We start from the raw sequence: 21,370 nt of genomic DNA, 5'->3' as shown, positions 1-21,370 counted from the left end.
AGTGTGAATATAGCACAAAACCTATGTTATTTCAACCTTATATGGCAATGCGGCAATATAAATATCATCTCCGTTCTTTATAACACACCGCTGATTAGTTGCGATTCTTCTACCATTTACACTCGTACCATTAGTAGAATTCATATCCTCTATATAAAAATCGTCATTTATTTTTACAATACACATATGTATATGGCTTACAAGCCTGTTATGTATTACTTTATTACACCTGCCCTCCATACTTCCAACCACACACGGCAGCTTTTCAACCGATATATTTTCCATATCCTCATCACCTGTATAAATAAGATTTATCTCCGGTTCTTTTTTCTTTATACTTTCCATATAATCCGATAACAGCATTGTATGCTCATATTCCTGTGTATGACTGTTTTCTTTTTCGATAACGTCATTATTAATATTACTATCATTTTCCGGCTGATAATTTATTTGTGTCTCATATTTTTGTATATATTCTTTTTTTACAAAATGCGTCAATAACTTATCCGGAACTTTATCAGAGAATATATACACAACGATTCCGGCAACTGCTGCCACAAATGCAATATTAGTATTTATTTTTAACGGCATAAGTGACGGAAACATAACCCTTACTATAAAATACCCAACAAGAACTACACATATCAGCTTTATTACTTTAATCATTTTTATGATATTGGTATTTTTTACCTCTTCCTCTTCCTCAATAACCTCAGGAACCACATCATCAATAACTACTCTTTGGGGTTCACTACCACTGACATCTGTGTCTCCGTATTCTTCAAAATCCATAATTGTCCCAGTATTTTTTAAATTTTCTGATGCGGATAAAGAATCTATAAGTGCTGTCATTTCACATATTTTATAATTATTCTGCACAATCTTCTGATAAATCTCGTAGACATCCATCAAATGGTCTTTATCATTATGGTCGAACTTTTCAAGCATATAATCAAAAAGATTCTTAATCTGTTTTTCTGCCTTTCCGCCAATAAACTCTTTATTTGTTCCCGGAAAATATATAAATTCAATATTTGTTCCGGCCGCATCATAAAAAATAGTTTCCGGACTTATAATAACAGAATCTATACCAAGCATGTAATCATCTACCGACCTTGCCATATTTTCTATTCCATTAATCACATTCACAAAATCCTGCCATCCCAGATTTTTATATGAAAATATTTTATCAAGTGTCTGTCTTGAAGTAACATCATAGAAAAACATAATTTTATTATTAATTCTTCTTGTCTGCATTTTAAGCAATCCTGCTATTGTATTTTTTTGCAGCATTTTTTGCTCATATTCACAGTCCTGTGTTTCATATTCATTTTCAATCACTGCATATGTTCTGTTATTCTCCTGTTCATATTTCATACATTACTCCTTTAGTTTTAACAAAGCATTGGTTTTTCTTATAAAATCACTTTGCGAATTCGGCTTTATATAATCATTAATACCTGATGTTATCTCATTCATGTCTGTTTCTTTTATTAATAATCTGCTTCTGGCGTTATCCGCCGCATTTTTTATTATTTCATTATATTTTTCGTTTTTATCAGAAATATTTTCCTGTTCTAATTTTAATGCCACCTGTAACTTTATTGAATCCACAACAAGTTCATCATGCCATCTCATCCCAAACAAAATTAACGTAACAATAATTCCTGTAAACAACGGAATTAAAACAGAATTTTCAATTACAAATGAAGCTCTCACATACATAACGCAGTCACCATTGCACAAATTCCAAGATACGGCACAAATGGAATTTCGCTTTTTACTGAGATTTCCTTTTTAACTAATCTTATAAAATTAACAATGCCCAGCAGCAGTGTTGCCATCGTAAAAGAAAATACTGCAAAAACTGTTCCTTTAATAAGAATTACTATAAACGTAACAATAACGTCACCTATACCAATACACTTAAACGTAATACTTACGCCAAACAACGCTCCGACAAAACATATTCCGGCAATTATTTCCGGCAATGAAAAATTAAAATTAAATGCTGTATATATAACAGCTGTAATTGTTAATATTACAAGAATTATTACATTTAATGATTTGTACATTATATCCTGAACCGACAAAACCATCATATTTATACATAGCAATATATTTTCCATCAATTTTTTCTTCTCCTTAATTATCACCTGCTGCACATAGCCTGCACGCTCTCATACCTGTCACTTTATTACGCGAAATTTCAATTATTGTCCTGTTTATCTCACTGCAGTTTTCATCCCGGTGATATCTGACCCCATAATCAGTTACATATACATATTCATAACTTGATTCATTTTTATTATTATATTTTTTACATTTACTACACGGATAATAAATTGAACCATTTTTATTTCTATAATTATTTATCTGCGAAAAATCCACCATTTTTACATCAATATTTAATGCCGGACAATTTCTTGTCTTGTGATAAACTGTTCCGGTTCTGGTTATAAAAACGCTATCTGTATTATCTTTATCCTTGCCATAATCACCGGCATATTTTTCTCCAAGCCATACTTCATAAGTAAATTCCTGCACAACTTTGATATATCCTATTCCAAATATATCAAATGGATTTTTAACCGAATATTCTGCTGCCGCCTGAATTGTACTGCTGTCATAACTATAGCAAGTAATTTTTATTCCGGAATTTCCGCCCTTTATATTATGTTCTTTTGCATATTCACTTCCCAGATTTTTTATTAAAACCGAATGTAATGACAAACTTCCAACAACTGTATCGTTTATGTTTATATCTTTCTCATTTATAATTTCATCATTTTGTTTTTCTTTTTGTACATAGTTAAGATAATTATATTTATTCTGTTCACGTAAAGCATTATATAAAGCTGCATCTACTTCCAATCTTATTTGATAAATCTGCATCATATAGGTTACTGCCATAACTGCGTATATATACAGCGGCATTACAAGTGCTGCCTCTACTGTTGCTGATGCTTTTATATACACCCCGTTTTTCAGATTAGTAATAATAATATTGAAATTATTGGCGTTATTACTCATATTTTCTGCCTTTCATTTGCATCCGCCTGTCCTTAAAATTAAAAAATGTAATGGCTTATATAATAAAAAACGGGGGCATATTCTACATACAGATTCAGCTTATATAACTGTATTTTACCTGACGTATATATTCTTTTGCATTTATTCTCCTGTCCGCTTTCGGTAATACATTTACCTGTATCCGGGCTTCATAAATATAATCTTTCATTCTGAAACCGGTTTTGCCCATATCTATTATTCTAAGTTCCATGGCTGTCATTGTTCTGTAATTTTTAATATTTTCACTTACACTATGTAATAATAATTCGAGATAATCATTATAATCTGCCCGGCCTTTTAAAATACGCTCTGCCCTGCTGTTTTTTTCACTATCAGCTTTGTCATATTTTAAATTTCCGGCAAGCATGTTTTTAAGCGACAATTTCCAGTCATTATCATTTTTAATAACGGCTATCTCATCTCCTTCAAAAAGTCTTCTGACATCTACAATACTTTCCGCATAAGACCATATTCCCATAATTATATATTGCACAGCCTTTACCACTAAAAGATTTCCCGTAAATCCGGCAATTGATGATGCAAGTGCAAAAGCTTCACTTCTCTTTTCACCATTAGTTACAAGATATGCCATGTTGACCGCTTCTCTTACAGCTGAAAGTTTCAATATAATACTGTTAATATTATCTCTGTCAGAGTTTTGTCCACAAATAATATATTCAACAGGATATTTTAATCCACCATATCTGTTTTTCCCCGGAAATGTATCAAATGTGTCCATAATATATAAATCATACATTAATGTCTGTGTGTTAATTTTTCTACTTCCATTCCCGCTTATATATTCCTGTGCCAGACCTTCATAATTAAATGAAGCATCTGAAACTGTAATTCCATCAAGTACAAGTCCGGATATTCCATTTGAAAATTTCTTTCCGAGGCTTTTTATTTCATTTAGCCGTTGTTTATTTTGCTGACTATTTTCTGATTCAACAGCAGTAAAATTTATTATTTTTATATTCTCTGCATATTCCGAAACCTGTTCAAATTTTTCTTTATATTCCCACGTATTTGAATATAAATCTATTTCCTCAGGTTTTAAAACCAGCTCATTTATTAAATTAATGTCTCTTAAATTTGTTAACAAATCCTGTCTTATAGTATTTAATCTGTTTGCTGTATCTTCATCTGATGTGGATTTTTTTAAATCTTCCTCCATCACTGTACTTACTTCTTCTCCGAGAATATCTTTTTTACTTTTTATCTTTTCCAGACATGCATTTATTTTTTTCTGAAAATCCTGATTTTCATCATTATATGAATCAATCTGCTCAATTATCTTATCCGATATCTGCTGTACATCATCTGTTTCTTTACGTAAAATTGCATAATTGTATTTATATACCTCAAGATACTTTTCGTCCTTATATTCCTCAAGCAGCAATAAATCTTCTTTTAAATCGGTTATACATACTGAAATATTTTGGTACTTGTAATTAATCTCAGAAATATATGCAGATATGATATTTTGTTTTCCTATAAATGAATTATCTATATCGCACTCCTGTATGCTTTTATTAATATCTTTTATACACTCTCCACGCTCTGTTTCTGTTTCACCATCAGAAGAAAATGCACTAATGATTTCACCTGCAGATGCATACTTCATATAATTTAAAATCTGTTCTTTTACTGCATTGCCATTATTGTCTGTCATATACTTTAAATCAGTTATGCATGCTTTATTAAAAACTACGCTGTTTTTCTGACACATGTTTTCAATATTCTTTCTCGCATAATATTCTAATTTATTATCATTACATTGCTCGTTGCTTATAACAAATATATTAAATTCTGACAGACATTCATTGTGATAACCCCCAAATACTGATTCTGCTGACATTCTTGATGCCATATCTGTCTCATAATATATAACTGACATTCTTACCGAATTAATCATAGTGCAGATAAATGAAATTACAATTGCAAATGTCAACGATGCATATACTGTTATCTGAGCTTTTATCATATCTGCTTAGCCTGACTGCTCATTTTAGACAGCAGCATATTAACGAGGCTGGTTATCTGCTTCTTAAACAACATAACAAGACCCACAAGGACTATAATTATAAGCACCACCTCTACTACCCCCATTCCACTCTCATCATCCCAGAAATTTTTTATCTTTTTTAATATCTTCATAATACCATTCTCCTATCTCGACAAATTTTTTTAATATCCTGAAAAAGACATAAGTGCCGGAACCATAATAATTGCCATTACAACAATGAGCATAATAATCATTGGTAAAAGTAGTTTTGTACCTGCCTCTTCACCATATTTTTTAGCCATGTTTTTGCGTTCTTCAAATGCATCCTTTGCTTCTAATGTAAGCAGCAGAGCAAGTTCTTTCGTTCCCTTTTTTATATTTTGAACTATAAGCGAACTAAACTTCATATATTCTTTTATTCCACACTTCATACCAAATTCTTCATAAACATAAATCTGCGGTTTGCCTGATTTAAGCATATTAAGTCCTTCTGACATAAACTCATATGCATAACGTTTTTTTGAACCTGACTTTTGCCTTGCCCTGTAATCAACAACTATTTTTTCCCATGCCATTCTGACTGTCATTCCTGCCCCAACAAGTAATGAAAGTTTTGCTACTATCTCCGGATAATCACATCTCATCTGTTTTATTTTCTCTTTTTCACAACTGTTTTTCTTTTCTTTATCATGGTAATGGGCAAATATTGCCAGCGATATTCCACAAAAAAGGACTGATGCTGCATAATTACCAGACTCTCTTTTTTTATATATAACCTCCTCTCCATCAACTTCTTTTGGAAGTTCTACATAATCGCTATTGTAATCTGACTGTGCACATTTAATTTCATAAAATATATCTTTTTTCAATTGTTCCTCATGTGTCAGTTCCCTGCCACAAACAATCACTTTTATTTCATATGATGAAGAATACTCCATGTATTGAAAATTAGCTGTAAGAGTAACTTCTTCCTTCTGGTCCTTTTTCAAATCATCATTATAAACTTTCCCGTCATAACCGATTAGATTATAATTACTTGAAAACCACTCAATACTTACCGGATTATCTTCTAATTTTTCTATAAGATTCAAATCTGTTTTTATTTCATCCAACGAAGCATTGTCATTTAATATCTCTTTTTTTAAATGCTCATAAACATTAAAAAAAAGTTCTTCTGTCTCCTGTGCTGTGTATTTTTCCGGCTCAATTGTAATAGTTGTATCTATTCTGTTTTTTCCTGCATATATGCTTACATCCAGATTTTTTTCAGCCCCACTGTACCCGGGTTTTTTAAGGTCCGACTTTTCTATATCACGCTCTCCATCTGATATCTCCAGAAATAATGCCGCAACAATTGAAACCAGAATTATAATTATTATTTTTTTATCAAATTTCAATATTTACTATCCTCTTAGCAATATAATCTGCAACAATAACAACAATAAGACATACACTCATAAAAATACGACCGGCAATATTTCCATATAACATTGCAATAAAATCGTAAGATGTAAATCTTAAATATCCGACCATTGCAAATGGCATGATACTCATAATCCTCTGCTCCTGTTTTTTCCCGCTTATTATTGTTTTTATTTCACTGTCAAGCTCAATTTTTTCCCTGATAAGCGATGTTGTATCCTTAATTATTGTTATCATGTCGCCGCCGCTTCTTTTTGCATATCCAAAAATTTCCGAAAAATATTGTATTTCTTCGACATCTGACTTCCTCGCAAAATCTTTCAATACATTTTCAATATTTTCATTGTTATGTATTCTCGTAGCTATTTCTGAAAATGATTTTACAATCACTGCATTTCTTCCATACAACATTTTTAATTCTTCCAACGCTTCTTTAAACGAATTTTCAACAGAATAACCTGCATTTAATGCAAATGATACTGCTGTCATTGCATCCTTAAACTGTAATGCAAGCTGTTGTCTTTCTTTTCGTTTGTTATTTTTTGAATTTTCTCTTATATACAGATACAACCACGGACTCATTAGTATTGAAAAATAAATATTTCCGTAAAAAAGCCATGATGCAGCAACTATTATCAATATTCCCTTAGCCAGCCATAGTATTATCTTCTTGTCCATATCCGGCAAAATACATTTTCTGCGTATTGACAAGTTTATTACCTGTGGCTTTAAGTTCTCCCAAAACCCGTCCGTTACTCTCTGCATTTTCAGCGAATTCAAACAACTTGTTAAATTTAACTTCTCCTCTAGAAACTCCCACAACTTCCGCAATCTGTAAAACTCTCCTTGTCTTATCCCTGAGTCTGCCCAGATGAATTATTATATCAATAGCTGATGTAAGCTGCTGCCTTATTGCCGCAACAGGCATATCTATCCCCATAAGTATCATCGTCTCAAGACGTGTCATCATATCTTTGGGGCTGTTGCCATGTCCTGTAGATAGACTTCCATCATGTCCTGTAGACATTGCCTGAACCATATCAAGAGTTTCTTTCCCCCTTACTTCTCCAACTATAATTCTGTCAGGTCTCATTCTCAGACTTGCTCTTATAAGATTCCTTATTGACACTTCATTTTTACCTTCTATATTGGCATCTCTTGCCTCAAGCCTCACAAGATTTTTTACATGATTTATCTGTAATTCAGCAGCATCTTCAATTGTTATCACTCTCTCATCATTATCAATAAATTCAGAAAGCGCATTCAAAAATGTTGTTTTACCGCTTCCCGTTCCTCCAGATATAAAAATGTTATATTTTGACTTTACAGCCATCTTTAAAAAATCTGCCGCCTCCTGCGTGAGCGAACCTATTTCAATAAGTTTTTCCATAGTAAGTGCATCTTTATAGAACTTTCTTATTGTAATTACCGGTCCATTCAATGCAACCGGAGGCAGAACAATGCTTACTCTGGAGCCATCCTCAAGCCTTGTATCTGCAATCGGTGATGATATATTAACTATCTTATTAGATAGTGACGCTATTTTTTGTGCAATGTCTTCAAGTCTTTCCTCATTCTCAAAACTCTTATCCCACTTTGTTATATGACCGTTCCTCTCAAGGAAGATATCATCTTTTCCATTAATCATTATCTCTGTTATAGTATCATCCTCTAACAGTTCCTGAAGTACATCAAGTCTTCTTATCGCATTAAAAACAGACTCCTCAAGTTCTTCCTTCTGCCTTATGGAAATCATATAAAGTCCGCTTTCCTCCTGAACACATTCGCCTATTACCTGCTTTAATGCAACATCTGTTATATCTCCCGACATGTCTATTCTGTCATATACCCTTCTTTTAATTCTCCCGGCAAAATTCTCCTCATTACACCCGTTTTCTATATCTTTTCACTCCTTTCAAGTATTTTTTTTACAAACCGGTACATACCTCCGGATTTGATTTTTTCCCAAAATTCCCTGTCCACACCACTTTCACATTCAGGCAGGCGCACTTTCTCTATTCTGTCTAACATTTTTGACATTCCTATTCCGTAAAAATATGTCTCAAATTCAAGAATCTTACGTTCCGAAAGATAATCATTTCTTACCGGCATATATATAGTGCTGCAACATTCCATAAGTCTCCACGGCTGTTTTACTGCTGATGACAAATCAAGAATAATAACTTCATACCCCTTATTCTTTCCCACACATTCAACAAATGACACCAGCTGTTCCGACTCAACATACGAAATATCTTCTGCACACATAACAGGTGCTATATAGTCAATCCCGTCCACACTCCGTATTGTTCCCATTATCTTTTCTGCCGCATTATCCCTTTGCTGCCTGTAATAATAAAGTGCATCGGAAAGTGTAATATCATCCGTGCTTACAAGTATCTCATCAAGACCAGAAAACTCCTCAAAATTAATATACAAAACCTTATATTTTTCACTTAGAACTTTGGCAATATTTAAAGCAAACTCAGTCTTTGGCATAACATTAACCGGTGAATAGATTCCGATAACATCAAATGTATCAAGTCTCTTCTTTGGCTGTAAATCACTGTGCTCCATAAGTTCACGATATATCCTGTCCATTGGCTGGTACCTGTAAACCGCTGTTGCATTGCTGCCAAAACGCTTAGCATCTGTCTCATTTTCAGGTTCTTCCGTAAGCACAACAAGACTTCCATCATATAGATCACTTATTCCATCATAAAATCCGGACTCGCTCACCATTGCAACCGTAGGCGAACCATCTCTTAGATATTTTTCAAATGCATCTTTTTGTGTAAACAGTTCAATGTTAAACTGCTGGTTAGCTTTCATGCTCATAGCATGCATAAGCCGTCGTGCATAATTTTCATTATTATCATATATTGCACACGTCCTGTTCACCCTTCATCCTCCAATATAAATATTTGTTAAAACTGCAATTACACACCCTGCCGCCATATATATGCTATAATGAATTCTGTGCATCTTCATATTCCCAATCTGAATAGCACTGCATCTTCCCATTGCTATCCCGGCAGTTCCCACTACTGCCGCACATATAAGCGAACTTATTATCATAATTAATACCCCTTTTATTCCAAGCAGCATCCCACATACTGCTGAAAGTTTAACATCTCCTGCACCGGCTCCTTTAACTATATATATTGCTGACATTACCCCTAAGCCAGCAATACACGCCGTCAAATATTGCATTGCACCTCCTTTCATAATCTGTTCTGTCAAAAAAACTCCAGCTGCGGCTATAAAACCGCATATAATAATTCTGTTAGAAATTCTGTATCTTCGGCAGTCATCCACAACCGCCGCAGACATAGTAATAACAAGCAGAATCATTCTGATAATCTCAAAATAGTCCATACTTCTCCCTTTAAAAAATTATAAATATCTGTGGGAATTCTCCTGCTAAACTAACAGGATGACACGAATGTGTCTTAATAGATGTTCTTATATACAATAAAAACATACATAGAAATGGGGTATAATTACCGGCAGCACTTATATTCTGTTGCCGTATAAGTATAGTATCACTTTACTTTCGCATTGTCAATACCATAAATATATTTTTTATAATTTTCTCTTGTAAAATAAGATAACTCCCTCTTTATCAGGATGTCCTGCATTAAGAGGGAGTAAAAAGGCATTACTTATATTATTATGTCGTTATTATAAAATATCGAAATATTATAATCATTTATAATTTCTTATGTAAAAGCTGTATTGTTGAGCTTAATTCTTCTCTTAAATCTTCCTTTTCCTTTGGAAGCTTCATAAGAACTTCATGTAAATCAGCTGTAACGTGATCATTACCAACTTTCTTTAATGTCTCACATACTTCTTTCAATACATCATCCTCATTTGCTGCTACTGCAACGTCCGCAAGTCTGAGCAAAAGGTCTAAGCTGCTTTCGTCATCTGACTGTGCAAGAGCCTGTGCAAGTTCCTTTTTCTGGTTCTCGTCACCATAAACATAATCTGCAAGACGGCTCCAGTCTTTTCTGTGAACCAGCTTTTCCATTTTTTCTTCAGGTGATTTCTTTCTAAATAACATATATATTCCTTCTTTCTCTCAATACATGCCTTTTATCTTACTCGCATTATACGCCAATATATTTTAAATGTAAAATATTTTTGTATATTTTTTTAATCTGTGGATATACTTGAATTAAAGGAAGTTTTATACAAAACATGCTTTAATTTCCATATGTATTATTTTATGAAAGGAGGTATCTCTAATGGGCTTTTTTAAAAAGAAAAACACACCTGTAACATATAATGAAAAATATCTCAAAAGCGAAATCGACATGACAAGAGATGCACTCAATGCCGCATATTCCAATTTTGATAACGCTACAGACCCCGACCTTATTGACTGCTATATTTACCAGTTAAATTCAGAGCAGAAACGTTACAAATATCTTTTGCAGCTTGCCCGTGAATACGAAGATAATACTACTGCATAATCATTATAGCAGCTTATTATTCTTCTGTTTCTACAGAACCGCTGACCGATTGTCCACCATTTTCAGATTCTGTTTCTGATACTGTAACCACAGGTTTTTCATATGATAAAAGTTTATATACAAGTGCTGCCACAACAGCTCCCGCAAGCGGTGCAACTATAAATACCCATACCTGTGAAAGTGCCTGAATATCTCCATTTACCGCTCTTGCAAGTGCCGGTCCGAAACTTCTTGCCGGATTAACACCTGTTCCTGTAAAAGGAATCCCAAAAAGATGTACCGCTGCAAGCGAAAGTCCGATTACGATACCAGAAACACTCTTATATTCAGGTTTTGAAGTCACTCCGATAACTGTAATTACAAATACAAATGTAAGTATGAATTCAATTATCAATGCTCCCCATACATTTACCTGTAAAAATGCAGATGCATCGCCATATCCGTTTGTACCAAAACTCAAAAGATTGTATCCGTATGAGCTGTACTGTGAAATAATGTCCTCACTAAATGTTTTTGAAATTCCAAGCATTGCAAATCCTGCCGCAACACCGCCAAGCAGCTGTGCTATTACATATCCCATAAAATCCACAATGCTCATTCTCTTTGAAATAAGCATGCCAAGCGAAACCGCAGGATTAATATGGCATCCTGAAATATTACCAATTGAGTAACACAAAACAGCAACTATAAATCCAAATATCAAAGAAATTCCGACTACTCCGAGAAATCCCTGATAACCTGCAGTAAATGACGCAACGCCACATGCAAGAAATGTTAATAAAAATGTACCAATAAACTCAGCAAAATATTTTCTCATTTTTCTTTTCCTTTCCTTATAAATCTGATATTATATAATGTACGTGATTACAAGATAGAATAGCATAATCAATGTAATTATACAATAATTTAATATGGGAGGTACTAATGGATACTAAAAAACAAAAGAAACCCCTTTTAATTGCTATATGTATTTTGTCTGCTCTGCTTGTCTTAGGACTTGTGCTCGGACTTACGGTTTTCTTTAAATTCCGTATGTACACAATTTTCTCAAACAGAGGTTCAAGATTATATTCACCTGCACAGATACGCGATATTAAATCTGACGCATATGATAAAGGTGCCAATGATTTTGTCGATGACATGAAAGGCCGCCTTGAAAACGGAACCGGCATTAATACAGTTCTACGCGAAATTTATACTGAAGATTTCATTTACACGGTTGATGGCAAATATTATTTTTCACCTATAAATTTTGACCTCAAGATGAACAAGCTTAACAATGCTAATTTTTCAAAGAATTCCAATGGCGAAATTACATATTCTGAAAACGGTGCCGTTGTATCGCATAAAGGTATTGATATTTCACGTTATCAGGGTAATATTGATTTTTCAAAAGTTAAGCAAAGCGGCATAGAATATGCAATAATCCGCTGCGGTTACCGCGGATATTCAGGCGGAACAATCAATGACGACTCTTCATTTGACACATATATGCGTGATGCACTCTCAAATGATATAAAAGTTGGTGCATATTTCTTCTCACAGGCTCTTACTAAAGACGAAGCAGTTGAAGAAGCCGACTATGTAATATCAAAGTTAAAACCTTATAATGTTACATGTCCGGTTGCAATTGATGTCGAAGAAGTAAATGCCGGTTCTTCACGCCAGAATACCCTCACTAATGAAGCATTGACAGATACTGTTATTGCTTTCTGTGACCGAATAAAAGAAGCCGGATACACTCCTATGATATATGCCAATTCAAGATATTTTGCCGGCAAACTTGATATGTCCCGCCTTGAGGATTATGAAAAATGGTATGCATTCTATGCAGATGTACCATATATGCCATATGAATTTTCAATGTGGCAGTATACTAACACAGGTTCTGTTGACGGAATCTCAGGCAATGTAGATTTAAATATAAGCTTTAAATCATGGAACTAAACAACTAAATCATTAACATAGCCAGTATTACGCTGGACACTATTCCTGCCAAAGTTGATATCAACGCACCGGAAAGTGTCCAGCGTGTTTTTGTTATTTTGGCTGCAACTGAATAAACGGATATCGTAAAAAATATCGTCTCTGTCGCAGAGGAGGCAATTGACGCGATAAGACCTATAAGAGAATCGGTGCCATATTCCTTAAACAAGTCAAGCGTCAGCCCGGTCGCTGCTGATGAACTGAACATTCTTACTATAAGCAATGGAATTACAGGAGATGGAAGTCCTATTTTTCCTGTGAATTTTCCTATGAAACCGGATATCATATCTAAAAATCCCGATGCACGAAGTACGCCAACCGCCATCATGAGCCCGACAAGTGTAGGTGCTATTGATACAACTGTCTTCATGCCATCTTTTGCACCTGTCACAAATTCATCATAAACATTTACTTTCTTTATCATTCCGTGAATTACAATAAAAAGCATAACCGCAGGAATTATATATCCTGAAACTGTAACAACCACATTCATACAGAATCTCCTTTTCCGCCAGAAAGTTTCCTGCCTGAAAGATACATTATTCTGCAAAATATAACTGCCACAAGCGTACTTACTGTCGTTGCAAGAATTGCCGGTGCAACTATTGATGTTGGATTAGAGCTCCCATACATGCTTCTGTATGCGATAATATTAACAGGTATAAGCTGAAGTGAAGATACATTTATTACAAGAAATGCACACATTGTATCTGATGCTTTTTTTGAACCACCATTAAGTTCTGCCAGACTTTCCATTGCACGAAGTCCTGCAGGTGTAGCCGCCCAGCCAAGCCCGAGAATGTTGGCTATTACATTTGTTGTCATATGCTTCATTGACTCATGTTCACATGGGACATCCGGAAACATCCAATGCATTACAGGTCTGATTTTTTTCGTACAAGTCATTATGAGTCCTGATTTTTCGGCTATTTCCATAAGTCCCGTCCACAAAGACATAACTCCAAGCATTGTTATACACAAAGTTATTGCATCTTTTGCACATTCAATTGCACCATCCGCAACCGCCTGGACATTTCCGGTAAACGCACCATAAATGACCCCGATGATAATCATAAATCCCCATAAATAATTAAGCATAGGCTCACCGTAATATTATCATTACAATAAACCTATGCTTAACTTTTTAAAAATATTACTATTTTGTTTTGTGTTCATTAACAAACTTACATATCATTTCTCTTGTCAGACTGACATCGTCTTCCTCTATATCAAGTTCATCGGCATGAAACCATTTTCCGACCGACAACTCATCTTCCTGAAGATGTATGCTGTCATCTCCGTCAAGCTCACAGAAATATCCATAAAGAAGTGAGCCCGACAACGCCCACGGCTGACTCTTATAATAACGGAGATTTTTTACATGAACGCCTACTTCCTCATATACTTCACGTATAACAGTTTCCTCAACCGTCTCTCCAATCTCGGTAAATCCGGCTATAAGAGCATAATTGCGGTAAGTTCTTCCGGCATATTTGGTAAGAAGTATCCTGTCGCCATCTGTGACAGCCACTATAACTGCCGGGCATATCTTAGGATAAACTGTATTTTTACAATCCATGCAATGCATCATACGTTCATTTTCACCATGAAACATCAATCTGCCGCATCTTCCGCAATACCTGTTATCACGATACCAGCCATACAGGTGGTATGCCGTAATTGCCGCAAATGCAAGTTCTTTTGGCTTCGCATTGCGGAATACATTTACACCTGTAAAATCATAACCTTCAATTATATTTTCATACTCGGCATGTATTCCCGAATCTGCCATTTCTCCAAGAAAAGCACCCTTCTGCACTTTTCGTTTTGGAAGTGCAAGAAAAAACTTCTTCTCATTATCGTTTTGTGACGGCTCTCCACCTATTTTTTTGTCAGTCAGGCAGAATAAATATATAAAATCATATGTCTCATTAACATCTGTTCCCGATGCTTTTTTAACTTTTTCAATAAAATCGCCATATTCCGGATAAGTTATGCTGTCACCGTTTTGTGATGCCAAAACTGTATTTCCTTCAAAAAAGAAAATTGTATCTTTAGCATCCGGTGTAATATTTCTATACTGGTTATCCAGATGTCTTGGGGCAATATCCTGTATCATTGTGTATTCTCCGTAATAATTAACTAGAATGTTACCAGTTCGTTTACCGGCGGCTGTGCAGGTTCAACTTTACTTACATAAAGAACAGGACCTTTTTTCTTGTATGCCATCTGGAATTCATACTTGACTGTTGCAGTAACTGTAACCCACTGCTTATTTTCAAGTGAAGAGATATTATCATAGAAACTTATATATCCTATAAACTGCATATCAGCCTCACAGCATGTCATTACTTTTCTTCCCGGAACAAAATTCTTGTCCTTGAAATATTTATTTTTAAGAACCTGTCCCTTGAAACGGACTGTCTTATTCCTGTATGCTTCAGGTCTCTCGGAAACATCCATATACCAGATACCGTAATCATCATCCTCAATCTCGATAACATCAGCATTAATGTCATATGGAAGCTGTTCTGCAATTGACATCATATCGCCTTTTTCATCCTCAAATACAATCTGTATTGCAGAATTTAACGCTTTCATGCTTCTTCTGTAGCTTCCAAGCTCCATGCTTGTCTTGCATCTGTTAAATATTACCATGTCAGCATATTTTACTGTCTCTGCAAGAATCATCTTCATGTTAGCCCACTGCACACCGAACTGTGCTGCATTAAAAAGCGTAATAGACTGATATATCTGCCAGCCCTTTGGCTTTTCTGTCTCGAAAATCATCGTAGGTTCCCACATGCCGTTATATTCAACAATAACAAGCCATGGATCATACTTTTTATCAAGTTCGTTAAGTTTTTCTGTTGTAAACTCCTCTTTTTCAAGCACTACCATATCAATGCCGTTTTCATCAAGCATTTTCTGGTCATACTCTTCTTCGCCCTCTTCGCAGACAATGAGAAGCTTTTTCTTTGCTTCATCAAACTGACCCATCTCTATTGTTTCAGTGATGAATCTTGTCTTGCCGCTCTCAAGCTGTCCGTTTATTAAAAATATAGGAATCTGGTATTCTTCATCTGCCATTCCGTACATTTACCCCACTTTCATCATAAATTAAATAACTCTTTGAGTGCATCTTCTTTGAGTTCGGCACCTATTACACAAATTCGTCCTGTATAATCAGGATTGCCTTCTCTTATTTCATATTCTTCAGGTACAAGGTCAAAGTACATCCATGTTCCGTCATTTGCAGGAAGCATGCCCTTTGCTCTCAAAATACTGCCATATTCATTTGTATTGGCAAGTTTTTTAAGAATAGCATCAAGTGCTTCTTTATCATATTTGTTAGGCGTCTCTTCTCCCCAGCTTGTAAATACATCATCTGCATGGTGATGTCCTTCATGATGATGATGTTCATGGTCATGGTCATGATGGCAGCACTCGCCGTCATGGTCGTGATGATGATTTTCATGCTCGTGGTCATGGTCATGATGGCAGCACTCGCCGTCATGGTCGTGATGATGGTGCTCATGCTCTTCATCGTCATCATGATGATGTCCGCAGCAACACTCGCCGTCATGATGGTGATGCTCATGTTCATGCTCCTCATGTGTCTTTTCTGCCTGTTCTGCAAGCATTTCAAGCTCAAGATTTGTAACATTTTCCATAGCAGCAAGAATCTGCTTTCCATCAAGTGAATCCCATGGAGTTGTAATAATATGGGCATCTGCATTGAGTGAACGAATCATCTCGATAGCTTTCTTTAACTTGTCCTCACTTACATTCTGTGTTCTGCTCAAAATAATTGTTCCGGCATGTTCAATCTGGTTGTTGAAAAATTCACCGAAATTCTTCATATACATCTTTACTTTTGATGCATCAGCAACAGTTGATGCACTGTTTAATCTGATTTCATTTTCAATATGAAGGTCCTTTACAGCCTTGATAACATCTGAAAGCTTACCTACACCTGATGGCTCAATAATGATTCTGTCAGGATGATATTTGTCTACAACTTCCTTTAATGATGTTCCAAAATCACCTACAAGTGAACAACAGATACAGCCTGAGTTCATCTCTCTGATTTCAACGCCTGAATCCTTTAAGAAACCGCCATCAATACCTATTTCACCGAATTCATTCTCAATAAGAACAACCTGCTCATCCGGCAATGCCTCTTTTAAGAGTTTGCTGATAAGAGTTGTTTTTCCTGCACCAAGAAATCCTGATATAATATCTACTTTTGTCATGTTAAACAATCCTCCATTCTAATAATTTAAGCCGTTTTAACGACATTTATTCTTTAATTTTCGCCTCTGATGTTATTATATCAAACTTGTCAACCTCAAAATGCGGAGCAGCATAACTTTAGTACCGCCCCGCATTTTATATAATTTACACGGACGTCAAACCTGATTTTGCATGTCCGCCTATTCTTCTATGCTTTCCAAAACTTTGAAATAATTTTCAAATGTTTTTTTACAACATTCGTAATTATCTATAACTATTCCGTCAACTTTTAATCCTATTAGAGCAAATGACATAGCCATTCTGTGATCATCATAAGTCTGCACAACCGCCGGTTTAACATCAGACGGATAAATCTTTACCGCGTCCTGTTCTTCTTCCACTCTTACACCCAGCCGTGCCAGTTCAGTAACTATCGCATGGATTCTGTCTGATTCCTGAAGTCTTATATGTCCTATATTTTTTATATATACAGGCTCTTTTGCAAATGGTGCTATAGCAGCAAGTGTCATAGACTGGTCTGAAAAATCATTCATATCAATCTCAATGCCATGAAGAGTTCCGTCAGCTGGTGCTGTTACGCGGATTCCACGCTGTTCCTCTTTAACATCACAGCCCATTTTCTCAAGTACATTTAAAAATCTCATGTCACCCTGCATAGATGTAGAATGTACACTTCTTACAAGAACACTTCCACCGGTAATTGCCGCTGCCGCATAAAAATAACATGCTGCCGACACATCCGGCTCAATCTGATATGTCTCCGGCTGATACTTAGAACCTGCCTCTATAACATATGTTTTACCGTCAAATGAAACTGCACATCCAAACTGTGCCATCATTTTTTTAGTAATTCTTATATATGAGCCATCTGTTTTTTTGCTTGTAATATGAATAGTAAGACCATCATCAAGCATTGGTGCAACCATCATCAATGCACTTAAAAACTGTGTGCTCTCACTTATATCAATAGAAACCTCTTTTGTCGGCTTCCTGCCTCCAAAAGCTGCTCCTGTTACATTTACAGGAAGATGGCCTTCTTTTTCTGTAAATTCAAACTGTGCTCCCATTGATTCAAGTGCATCAAATAAAGGCTTCATCGGACGTTTTTTCATCTGCTGCGATGCGTCGATAAAATATTTACCGTCCGAAAGTGCAAGCATAGCTGTGAGAAATCTTGCTGCTGTTCCCGCACTTCCTACATTAATTGTGGCTGACTTATTCGGAATGTCTCCACCGTGACCGTGAATTATTGCATATTTTTCAATCTCACTCGCTTCGATTATGTATCCAAGCGATATGAGACTTGACAAAAAATATCTTGAATCATCACTGAACAAAACACCATTCAGGCAACATTCTCCGTCTGAGAGAGCTGCCATAAGCAACGCTCTGTTTGTAATACTTTTTGAACCCGGTACTTCAACTTCACAATTAATATTATGTGCCGGTTTTTTTACTTTATATTGTGACATTTCTACCAACGCACCATGCCTTTCGCCTTACTTTTGCTCACAATCTCTGTTATTAATATCGTAATATGGTCTGTGATGACCAACATACTTATATGCCGGACGTATGATTTTTCCTGCATTTACAAGTTCCTCAAGACGATGTGAGCACCATCCTGAAACTCTTGAAATAGCAAATATAGGTGTAAACAGCTCTTCAGGTATTCCAAGCATTGAATATACAAAACCGCTGTAAAAATCCACATTTGCACAGACAGGCTTAAACATCTGACGCTTCTGCATGATGAGATTTCCTGCCTCTCTCTCAACAAGTTCATACAAAGCAAATTCTTTCTGCATGCCTTTTTCTTCCGAAAGGCTTTTTGCAAATTTTTTAAGAATTACAGCTCTAGGATCAGAAAGTGTGTATACAGCGTGTCCCATGCCATATATAAGACCAGCATGGTCAAATGCCTGCTTATCAAGTATTTTAAGGAGATATTCACATATCTCATCTTTATTTTCCCAGTCGCTGCAATGTTCCATAATATCTGCAAACATACGCTGTACCTTTAAGTTGGCACCACCATGCTTAGGGCCTTTAAGTGACGCAATTGAAGCAGCTATTGCTGAATATGTATCAGTACCTGAAGATGTTACTACATGTGTTGTAAATGTTGAGTTATTACCACCACCATGCTCTGCATGAAGGACAAGGCAGATATCAAGAACTTTAGCTTCAAGTTCTGTAAACTGTCCATCATCTCTTAACATATAAAGAATATTTTCTGCAATTGAATAATCTTTTCTCGGATTCTTAATCATAAGTGTTCCATCAAGCTTATAATGTCTGTATGCCTGATAAGCATATACAGAGATAAGCGGCATTTTTGCGATGAGCTGCAATGACTGTCTCAACACGTTAGGAACGCATACATCATCAGGATTTTCATCATACGAATAGAGGCTTAAGATACTCTTCATAAGAGAATTCATTAGGTTTGTACTTGTCGCCTTCATAATTACATCTCGAAGGAATGCTCCTGAAAGCTCTTCAAGGTCGGTAAGAATATGAATAAAATTCTTTCTCTGCTCCTCTGTTGGAAGCTTACCGAATAACAAAAGGTATGTTGTTTCCTCAAAACCATACTTTCTGTCACCAAATCCGGCAATAATCTCAGCAACATTGAATCCCTGGAAATATAATTCACCGTCAACAGGGACCTTTCGACCATTATCACTGCGTGTACCAACAACATCGGAAATTTCCGTAAGTCCTGTGAGTACACCATTACCATTACTGTCACGAAGACCACGTTTTACATCATAGTCAACATAGAGTGACGGGTCAATAGAGCCTGAACGGGTACACTGCTTTACTAGCTCCTCAAATGCACTCTTCTCAACGGTTGTCAGTTCCATCATCTGTTGATTGTTCATTTCTTCCTACCTCCAAAACGCTATTTCCTGTAATAAATCTTACAAACTGACGCTATTATGCTATATTTATAGGACTTTGTCAAACATACGCTTTATTTTAGTGAAATACACACCGGCTGTCTAGCTCTTCTCCCATAAAATCAAGATATACTGAATGGGTACGGTTATAAACCTCTTCATCATCCATAAATTCCCCGGCATAAAGAATTCTATATTCATTATCATAAAAGTTACAGCTTACTCCGCTTAAATTCATATCGTTTTTCTTGTAAAATCCTATCCTTTTTATCATATAATCCTTAGCCGGTCCCTCCTCTGCATACTCAGGATTTTCAACCTCAAGAATAAGCCTGTTGCCGCTGTCTGCAATTTTTTCTTTGATTTTCCCAAGAAATTCAGAACCGATTCCGCTGCTTCTTTTTTCAGGAACTATTGCAAAATAATCAAGAAGAACGGTATCTTTTGTTCTATCATTAATAAAGAAAGCATATCCTGCAAGCTCACCATTTTCATTGTAATATCCGTATACAAAATACATATCTTTCTTATACATATCAATTATCTTCTTTAATGACTTTACTTCGCTCTCCGGGAAATCATTGACAAGTCTTTTATTATAAATTTCTGAAAAATCGTCTATACCTAATATTTTAATCATTATTATCACCTATCCTTACCGCCATAACTGCAGTACACAGCTCTCTAAAATCTTTTGCTCCCTCAAAATCTTTTTTACCAATTACAAAACATACGGGAACCGCCTGTTTTTCATTGCTGCCACCTTTTAAAAACAAATAAAAACTCTCTGTATCCTCACACCATTTTTCAACGCTGTCCCATGGTATAATATAGTTATCATCATTTACCTTGACATCGATTTCATCAGATGTTATCACATACTCATACACAATGCCTACATTCTTTGAATACTGTGCAGTAAATAATTTCAAACTGTTTTTATCAATTCCATACATGCCTGCATAGAGCAGAACGGCACATATCGCCGCAAAAACAAATGCAATGCTTTTATAAGAATCATCAATACTATACATTGTCCTTGCAAATATGCTGACGCTCACCATTCCGCACACAAGCCCTGACATATTTAAAACCAGCTTTTTTGTCTTGTACGTCTGATTATCAAAACCATCTGCACGCATTATATTTTTTATCATATCCTTTTTAAATTCTGTTTTATTTTCTATTTGCATTTTATTACTCTTTTCATTAAAATTATAATTATTATAACAGATTGG

The 21,370-nt window shown here is 35.4% G+C and carries 24 protein-coding genes; 2 read left to right on the top strand and 22 right to left on the bottom strand.

Annotation, left to right across the window (positions count from 1 at the left end; translation table 11 throughout):
* Nucleotides 1-21: 21 nt before the first annotated feature.
* From WMO38_RS10775 to WMO38_RS10720, 12 genes are all read right to left on the bottom strand, one after another.
* Complete coding sequence (locus WMO38_RS10775; RefSeq protein ID WP_349162660.1) at nt 22-1,377, bottom strand: DUF6382 and FHA domain-containing protein; 1,356 nt, start codon at nt 1,375-1,377, stop codon at nt 22-24.
* 3 nt (nt 1,378-1,380) lie between these two features.
* Nucleotides 1,381-1,725: a hypothetical protein gene (locus tag WMO38_RS10770; RefSeq protein WP_349162658.1), complete on the bottom strand. Its 345-nt coding sequence runs from the start codon at nt 1,723-1,725 to the stop codon at nt 1,381-1,383.
* On the bottom strand, nt 1,716-2,129 hold the full coding sequence (locus tag WMO38_RS10765) for an A24 family peptidase (RefSeq protein WP_186837344.1): 414 nt from the start codon (nt 2,127-2,129) through the stop codon (nt 1,716-1,718). The genes WMO38_RS10770 and WMO38_RS10765 overlap by 10 nt, the downstream gene beginning before the upstream one ends.
* Before the next feature lie 16 nt (nt 2,130-2,145).
* A complete protein-coding gene (locus WMO38_RS10760; RefSeq protein ID WP_349162656.1) occupies nt 2,146-3,033 on the bottom strand; it encodes a TadE/TadG family type IV pilus assembly protein in 888 nt (295 codons plus the stop codon).
* Nucleotides 3,034-3,127: 94 nt separating this feature from the next.
* Nucleotides 3,128-5,059, bottom strand: a complete 1,932-nt coding sequence (locus WMO38_RS10755) for a DUF5702 domain-containing protein (RefSeq protein ID WP_349162655.1) — start codon at nt 5,057-5,059, stop codon at nt 3,128-3,130.
* Complete coding sequence (locus tag WMO38_RS10750; protein ID WP_021865530.1) at nt 5,056-5,232, bottom strand: Flp1 family type IVb pilin; 177 nt, start codon at nt 5,230-5,232, stop codon at nt 5,056-5,058. The genes WMO38_RS10755 and WMO38_RS10750 overlap by 4 nt, the downstream gene beginning before the upstream one ends.
* A 30-nt stretch (nt 5,233-5,262) precedes the next feature.
* Complete coding sequence (locus tag WMO38_RS10745) at nt 5,263-6,477, bottom strand: type II secretion system F family protein (RefSeq protein ID WP_349162654.1); 1,215 nt, start codon at nt 6,475-6,477, stop codon at nt 5,263-5,265.
* A complete protein-coding gene (locus WMO38_RS10740; RefSeq protein ID WP_349162653.1) occupies nt 6,467-7,189 on the bottom strand; it encodes a type II secretion system F family protein in 723 nt (240 codons plus the stop codon). The genes WMO38_RS10745 and WMO38_RS10740 overlap by 11 nt, the downstream gene beginning before the upstream one ends.
* The gene (locus tag WMO38_RS10735) at nt 7,149-8,333 is read right to left on the bottom strand and encodes a TadA family conjugal transfer-associated ATPase (RefSeq protein ID WP_349162652.1); all 1,185 of its coding nucleotides are present in this window, start codon (nt 8,331-8,333) and stop codon (nt 7,149-7,151) included. Before WMO38_RS10735 ends, WMO38_RS10740 begins: the two co-directional genes overlap by 41 nt.
* A gap of 65 nt (nt 8,334-8,398) precedes the next feature.
* Complete coding sequence (locus WMO38_RS10730) at nt 8,399-9,403, bottom strand: P-loop NTPase family protein (RefSeq protein WP_021865534.1); 1,005 nt, start codon at nt 9,401-9,403, stop codon at nt 8,399-8,401.
* A gap of 3 nt (nt 9,404-9,406) precedes the next feature.
* Nucleotides 9,407-9,880, bottom strand: coding sequence for an A24 family peptidase (locus tag WMO38_RS10725; RefSeq protein ID WP_349162651.1), 474 nt, complete (start codon nt 9,878-9,880; stop codon nt 9,407-9,409).
* A gap of 334 nt (nt 9,881-10,214) precedes the next feature.
* Complete coding sequence (locus WMO38_RS10720) at nt 10,215-10,571, bottom strand: HEAT repeat domain-containing protein (protein WP_349162649.1); 357 nt, start codon at nt 10,569-10,571, stop codon at nt 10,215-10,217.
* Between the two features lie 184 nt (nt 10,572-10,755).
* On the opposite strand from WMO38_RS10720, the gene WMO38_RS10715 reads away from it, so the two are divergent.
* The gene (locus tag WMO38_RS10715) at nt 10,756-10,983 is read left to right on the top strand and encodes a YaaL family protein (protein WP_021865537.1); all 228 of its coding nucleotides are present in this window, start codon (nt 10,756-10,758) and stop codon (nt 10,981-10,983) included.
* Nucleotides 10,984-10,999: 16 nt separating this feature from the next.
* Here WMO38_RS10715 and WMO38_RS10710 read toward each other — a convergent pair whose 3' ends face one another.
* Nucleotides 11,000-11,800, bottom strand: a complete 801-nt coding sequence (locus tag WMO38_RS10710) for an MIP/aquaporin family protein (protein WP_186837350.1) — start codon at nt 11,798-11,800, stop codon at nt 11,000-11,002.
* A gap of 107 nt (nt 11,801-11,907) precedes the next feature.
* Here WMO38_RS10710 and WMO38_RS10705 point away from each other — a divergent pair, with 107 nt between their 5' ends.
* Nucleotides 11,908-12,930, top strand: coding sequence for a glycoside hydrolase family 25 protein (locus WMO38_RS10705; protein ID WP_349162648.1), 1,023 nt, complete (start codon nt 11,908-11,910; stop codon nt 12,928-12,930).
* Nucleotides 12,931-12,934: 4 nt separating this feature from the next.
* Here WMO38_RS10705 and WMO38_RS10700 read toward each other — a convergent pair whose 3' ends face one another.
* The 9 genes from WMO38_RS10700 to WMO38_RS10660 all read right to left on the bottom strand — a co-directional run bounded on the left by WMO38_RS10700 (nt 12,935) and on the right by WMO38_RS10660 (nt 21,325).
* Nucleotides 12,935-13,462, bottom strand: coding sequence for a spore maturation protein (locus WMO38_RS10700; RefSeq protein WP_021865540.1), 528 nt, complete (start codon nt 13,460-13,462; stop codon nt 12,935-12,937).
* The gene (locus WMO38_RS10695; protein WP_349162647.1) at nt 13,459-14,067 is read right to left on the bottom strand and encodes a nucleoside recognition domain-containing protein; all 609 of its coding nucleotides are present in this window, start codon (nt 14,065-14,067) and stop codon (nt 13,459-13,461) included. Before WMO38_RS10695 ends, WMO38_RS10700 begins: the two co-directional genes overlap by 4 nt.
* A 58-nt stretch (nt 14,068-14,125) precedes the next feature.
* A complete protein-coding gene (nudC, locus tag WMO38_RS10690; protein WP_349162646.1) occupies nt 14,126-15,088 on the bottom strand; it encodes an NAD(+) diphosphatase in 963 nt (320 codons plus the stop codon).
* 23 nt (nt 15,089-15,111) lie between these two features.
* On the bottom strand, nt 15,112-16,059 hold the full coding sequence (locus tag WMO38_RS10685; RefSeq protein WP_349162645.1) for a TIGR03943 family putative permease subunit: 948 nt from the start codon (nt 16,057-16,059) through the stop codon (nt 15,112-15,114).
* Nucleotides 16,060-16,082: 23 nt separating this feature from the next.
* A complete protein-coding gene (locus WMO38_RS10680) occupies nt 16,083-17,225 on the bottom strand; it encodes a CobW family GTP-binding protein (protein ID WP_349162644.1) in 1,143 nt (380 codons plus the stop codon).
* A 180-nt stretch (nt 17,226-17,405) separates the two neighbouring features.
* Entirely contained in the window at nt 17,406-18,698 is a 1,293-nt protein-coding gene (gene aroA, locus WMO38_RS10675; protein WP_349162642.1) for a 3-phosphoshikimate 1-carboxyvinyltransferase, read from the bottom strand.
* A gap of 27 nt (nt 18,699-18,725) precedes the next feature.
* Nucleotides 18,726-20,114, bottom strand: coding sequence for a citrate/2-methylcitrate synthase (locus WMO38_RS10670; protein ID WP_021865546.1), 1,389 nt, complete (start codon nt 20,112-20,114; stop codon nt 18,726-18,728).
* Between the two features lie 97 nt (nt 20,115-20,211).
* A complete protein-coding gene (locus tag WMO38_RS10665) occupies nt 20,212-20,772 on the bottom strand; it encodes a GNAT family N-acetyltransferase (RefSeq protein WP_349162640.1) in 561 nt (186 codons plus the stop codon).
* Nucleotides 20,765-21,325 (bottom strand): YcxB family protein, encoded by a 561-nt coding sequence (locus WMO38_RS10660; RefSeq protein ID WP_021865548.1) that lies wholly within the window; start codon nt 21,323-21,325, stop codon nt 20,765-20,767. Before WMO38_RS10660 ends, WMO38_RS10665 begins: the two co-directional genes overlap by 8 nt.
* Between the last annotated feature and the right edge of the window lie 45 nt (nt 21,326-21,370).

The sequence above is a fragment of the Lachnospira hominis (ex Hitch et al. 2025) genome, assembly GCF_040096395.1.
Lineage (GTDB): Bacteria > Bacillota > Clostridia > Lachnospirales > Lachnospiraceae > Lachnospira > Lachnospira hominis.
The sequence above is the reverse complement of the archived record's forward strand: the minus strand, read 5'-3'. Positions and strand labels throughout refer to the sequence as shown.

What these genes read in the sequence shown, in the direction of transcription:
- WMO38_RS10725 (WP_349162651.1), bottom strand. Translation starts at nt 9,880, where the DNA reads ATGGACTATTTTGAGATTATCAGAATGATTCTGCTTGTTATTACTATG.
- WMO38_RS10660 (WP_021865548.1), bottom strand. Translation starts at nt 21,325, where the DNA reads ATGCAAATAGAAAATAAAACAGAATTTAAAAAGGATATGATAAAAAAT.
- WMO38_RS10715 (WP_021865537.1), top strand. Translation starts at nt 10,756, where the DNA reads ATGGGCTTTTTTAAAAAGAAAAACACACCTGTAACATATAATGAAAAA.
- WMO38_RS10695 (WP_349162647.1), bottom strand. Translation starts at nt 14,067, where the DNA reads ATGCTTAATTATTTATGGGGATTTATGATTATCATCGGGGTCATTTAT.
- nudC (WP_349162646.1), bottom strand. Translation starts at nt 15,088, where the DNA reads ATGATACAGGATATTGCCCCAAGACATCTGGATAACCAGTATAGAAAT.
- WMO38_RS10755 (WP_349162655.1), bottom strand. Translation starts at nt 5,059, where the DNA reads ATGATAAAAGCTCAGATAACAGTATATGCATCGTTGACATTTGCAATT.
- WMO38_RS10720 (WP_349162649.1), bottom strand. Translation starts at nt 10,571, where the DNA reads ATGTTATTTAGAAAGAAATCACCTGAAGAAAAAATGGAAAAGCTGGTT.
- WMO38_RS10735 (WP_349162652.1), bottom strand. Translation starts at nt 8,333, where the DNA reads ATGTCGGGAGATATAACAGATGTTGCATTAAAGCAGGTAATAGGCGAA.
- WMO38_RS10680 (WP_349162644.1), bottom strand. Translation starts at nt 17,225, where the DNA reads ATGACAAAAGTAGATATTATATCAGGATTTCTTGGTGCAGGAAAAACA.
- WMO38_RS10760 (WP_349162656.1), bottom strand. Translation starts at nt 3,033, where the DNA reads ATGAGTAATAACGCCAATAATTTCAATATTATTATTACTAATCTGAAA.
- WMO38_RS10670 (WP_021865546.1), bottom strand. Translation starts at nt 20,114, where the DNA reads ATGAACAATCAACAGATGATGGAACTGACAACCGTTGAGAAGAGTGCA.
- WMO38_RS10770 (WP_349162658.1), bottom strand. Translation starts at nt 1,725, where the DNA reads ATGTATGTGAGAGCTTCATTTGTAATTGAAAATTCTGTTTTAATTCCG.
- WMO38_RS10710 (WP_186837350.1), bottom strand. Translation starts at nt 11,800, where the DNA reads ATGAGAAAATATTTTGCTGAGTTTATTGGTACATTTTTATTAACATTT.
- WMO38_RS10775 (WP_349162660.1), bottom strand. Translation starts at nt 1,377, where the DNA reads ATGAAATATGAACAGGAGAATAACAGAACATATGCAGTGATTGAAAAT.
- aroA (WP_349162642.1), bottom strand. Translation starts at nt 18,698, where the DNA reads ATGTCACAATATAAAGTAAAAAAACCGGCACATAATATTAATTGTGAA.
- WMO38_RS10700 (WP_021865540.1), bottom strand. Translation starts at nt 13,462, where the DNA reads ATGAATGTGGTTGTTACAGTTTCAGGATATATAATTCCTGCGGTTATG.
- WMO38_RS10685 (WP_349162645.1), bottom strand. Translation starts at nt 16,059, where the DNA reads ATGGCAGATGAAGAATACCAGATTCCTATATTTTTAATAAACGGACAG.
- WMO38_RS10750 (WP_021865530.1), bottom strand. Translation starts at nt 5,232, where the DNA reads ATGAAGATATTAAAAAAGATAAAAAATTTCTGGGATGATGAGAGTGGA.
- WMO38_RS10665 (WP_349162640.1), bottom strand. Translation starts at nt 20,772, where the DNA reads ATGATTAAAATATTAGGTATAGACGATTTTTCAGAAATTTATAATAAA.
- WMO38_RS10705 (WP_349162648.1), top strand. Translation starts at nt 11,908, where the DNA reads ATGGATACTAAAAAACAAAAGAAACCCCTTTTAATTGCTATATGTATT.
- WMO38_RS10765 (WP_186837344.1), bottom strand. Translation starts at nt 2,129, where the DNA reads ATGGAAAATATATTGCTATGTATAAATATGATGGTTTTGTCGGTTCAG.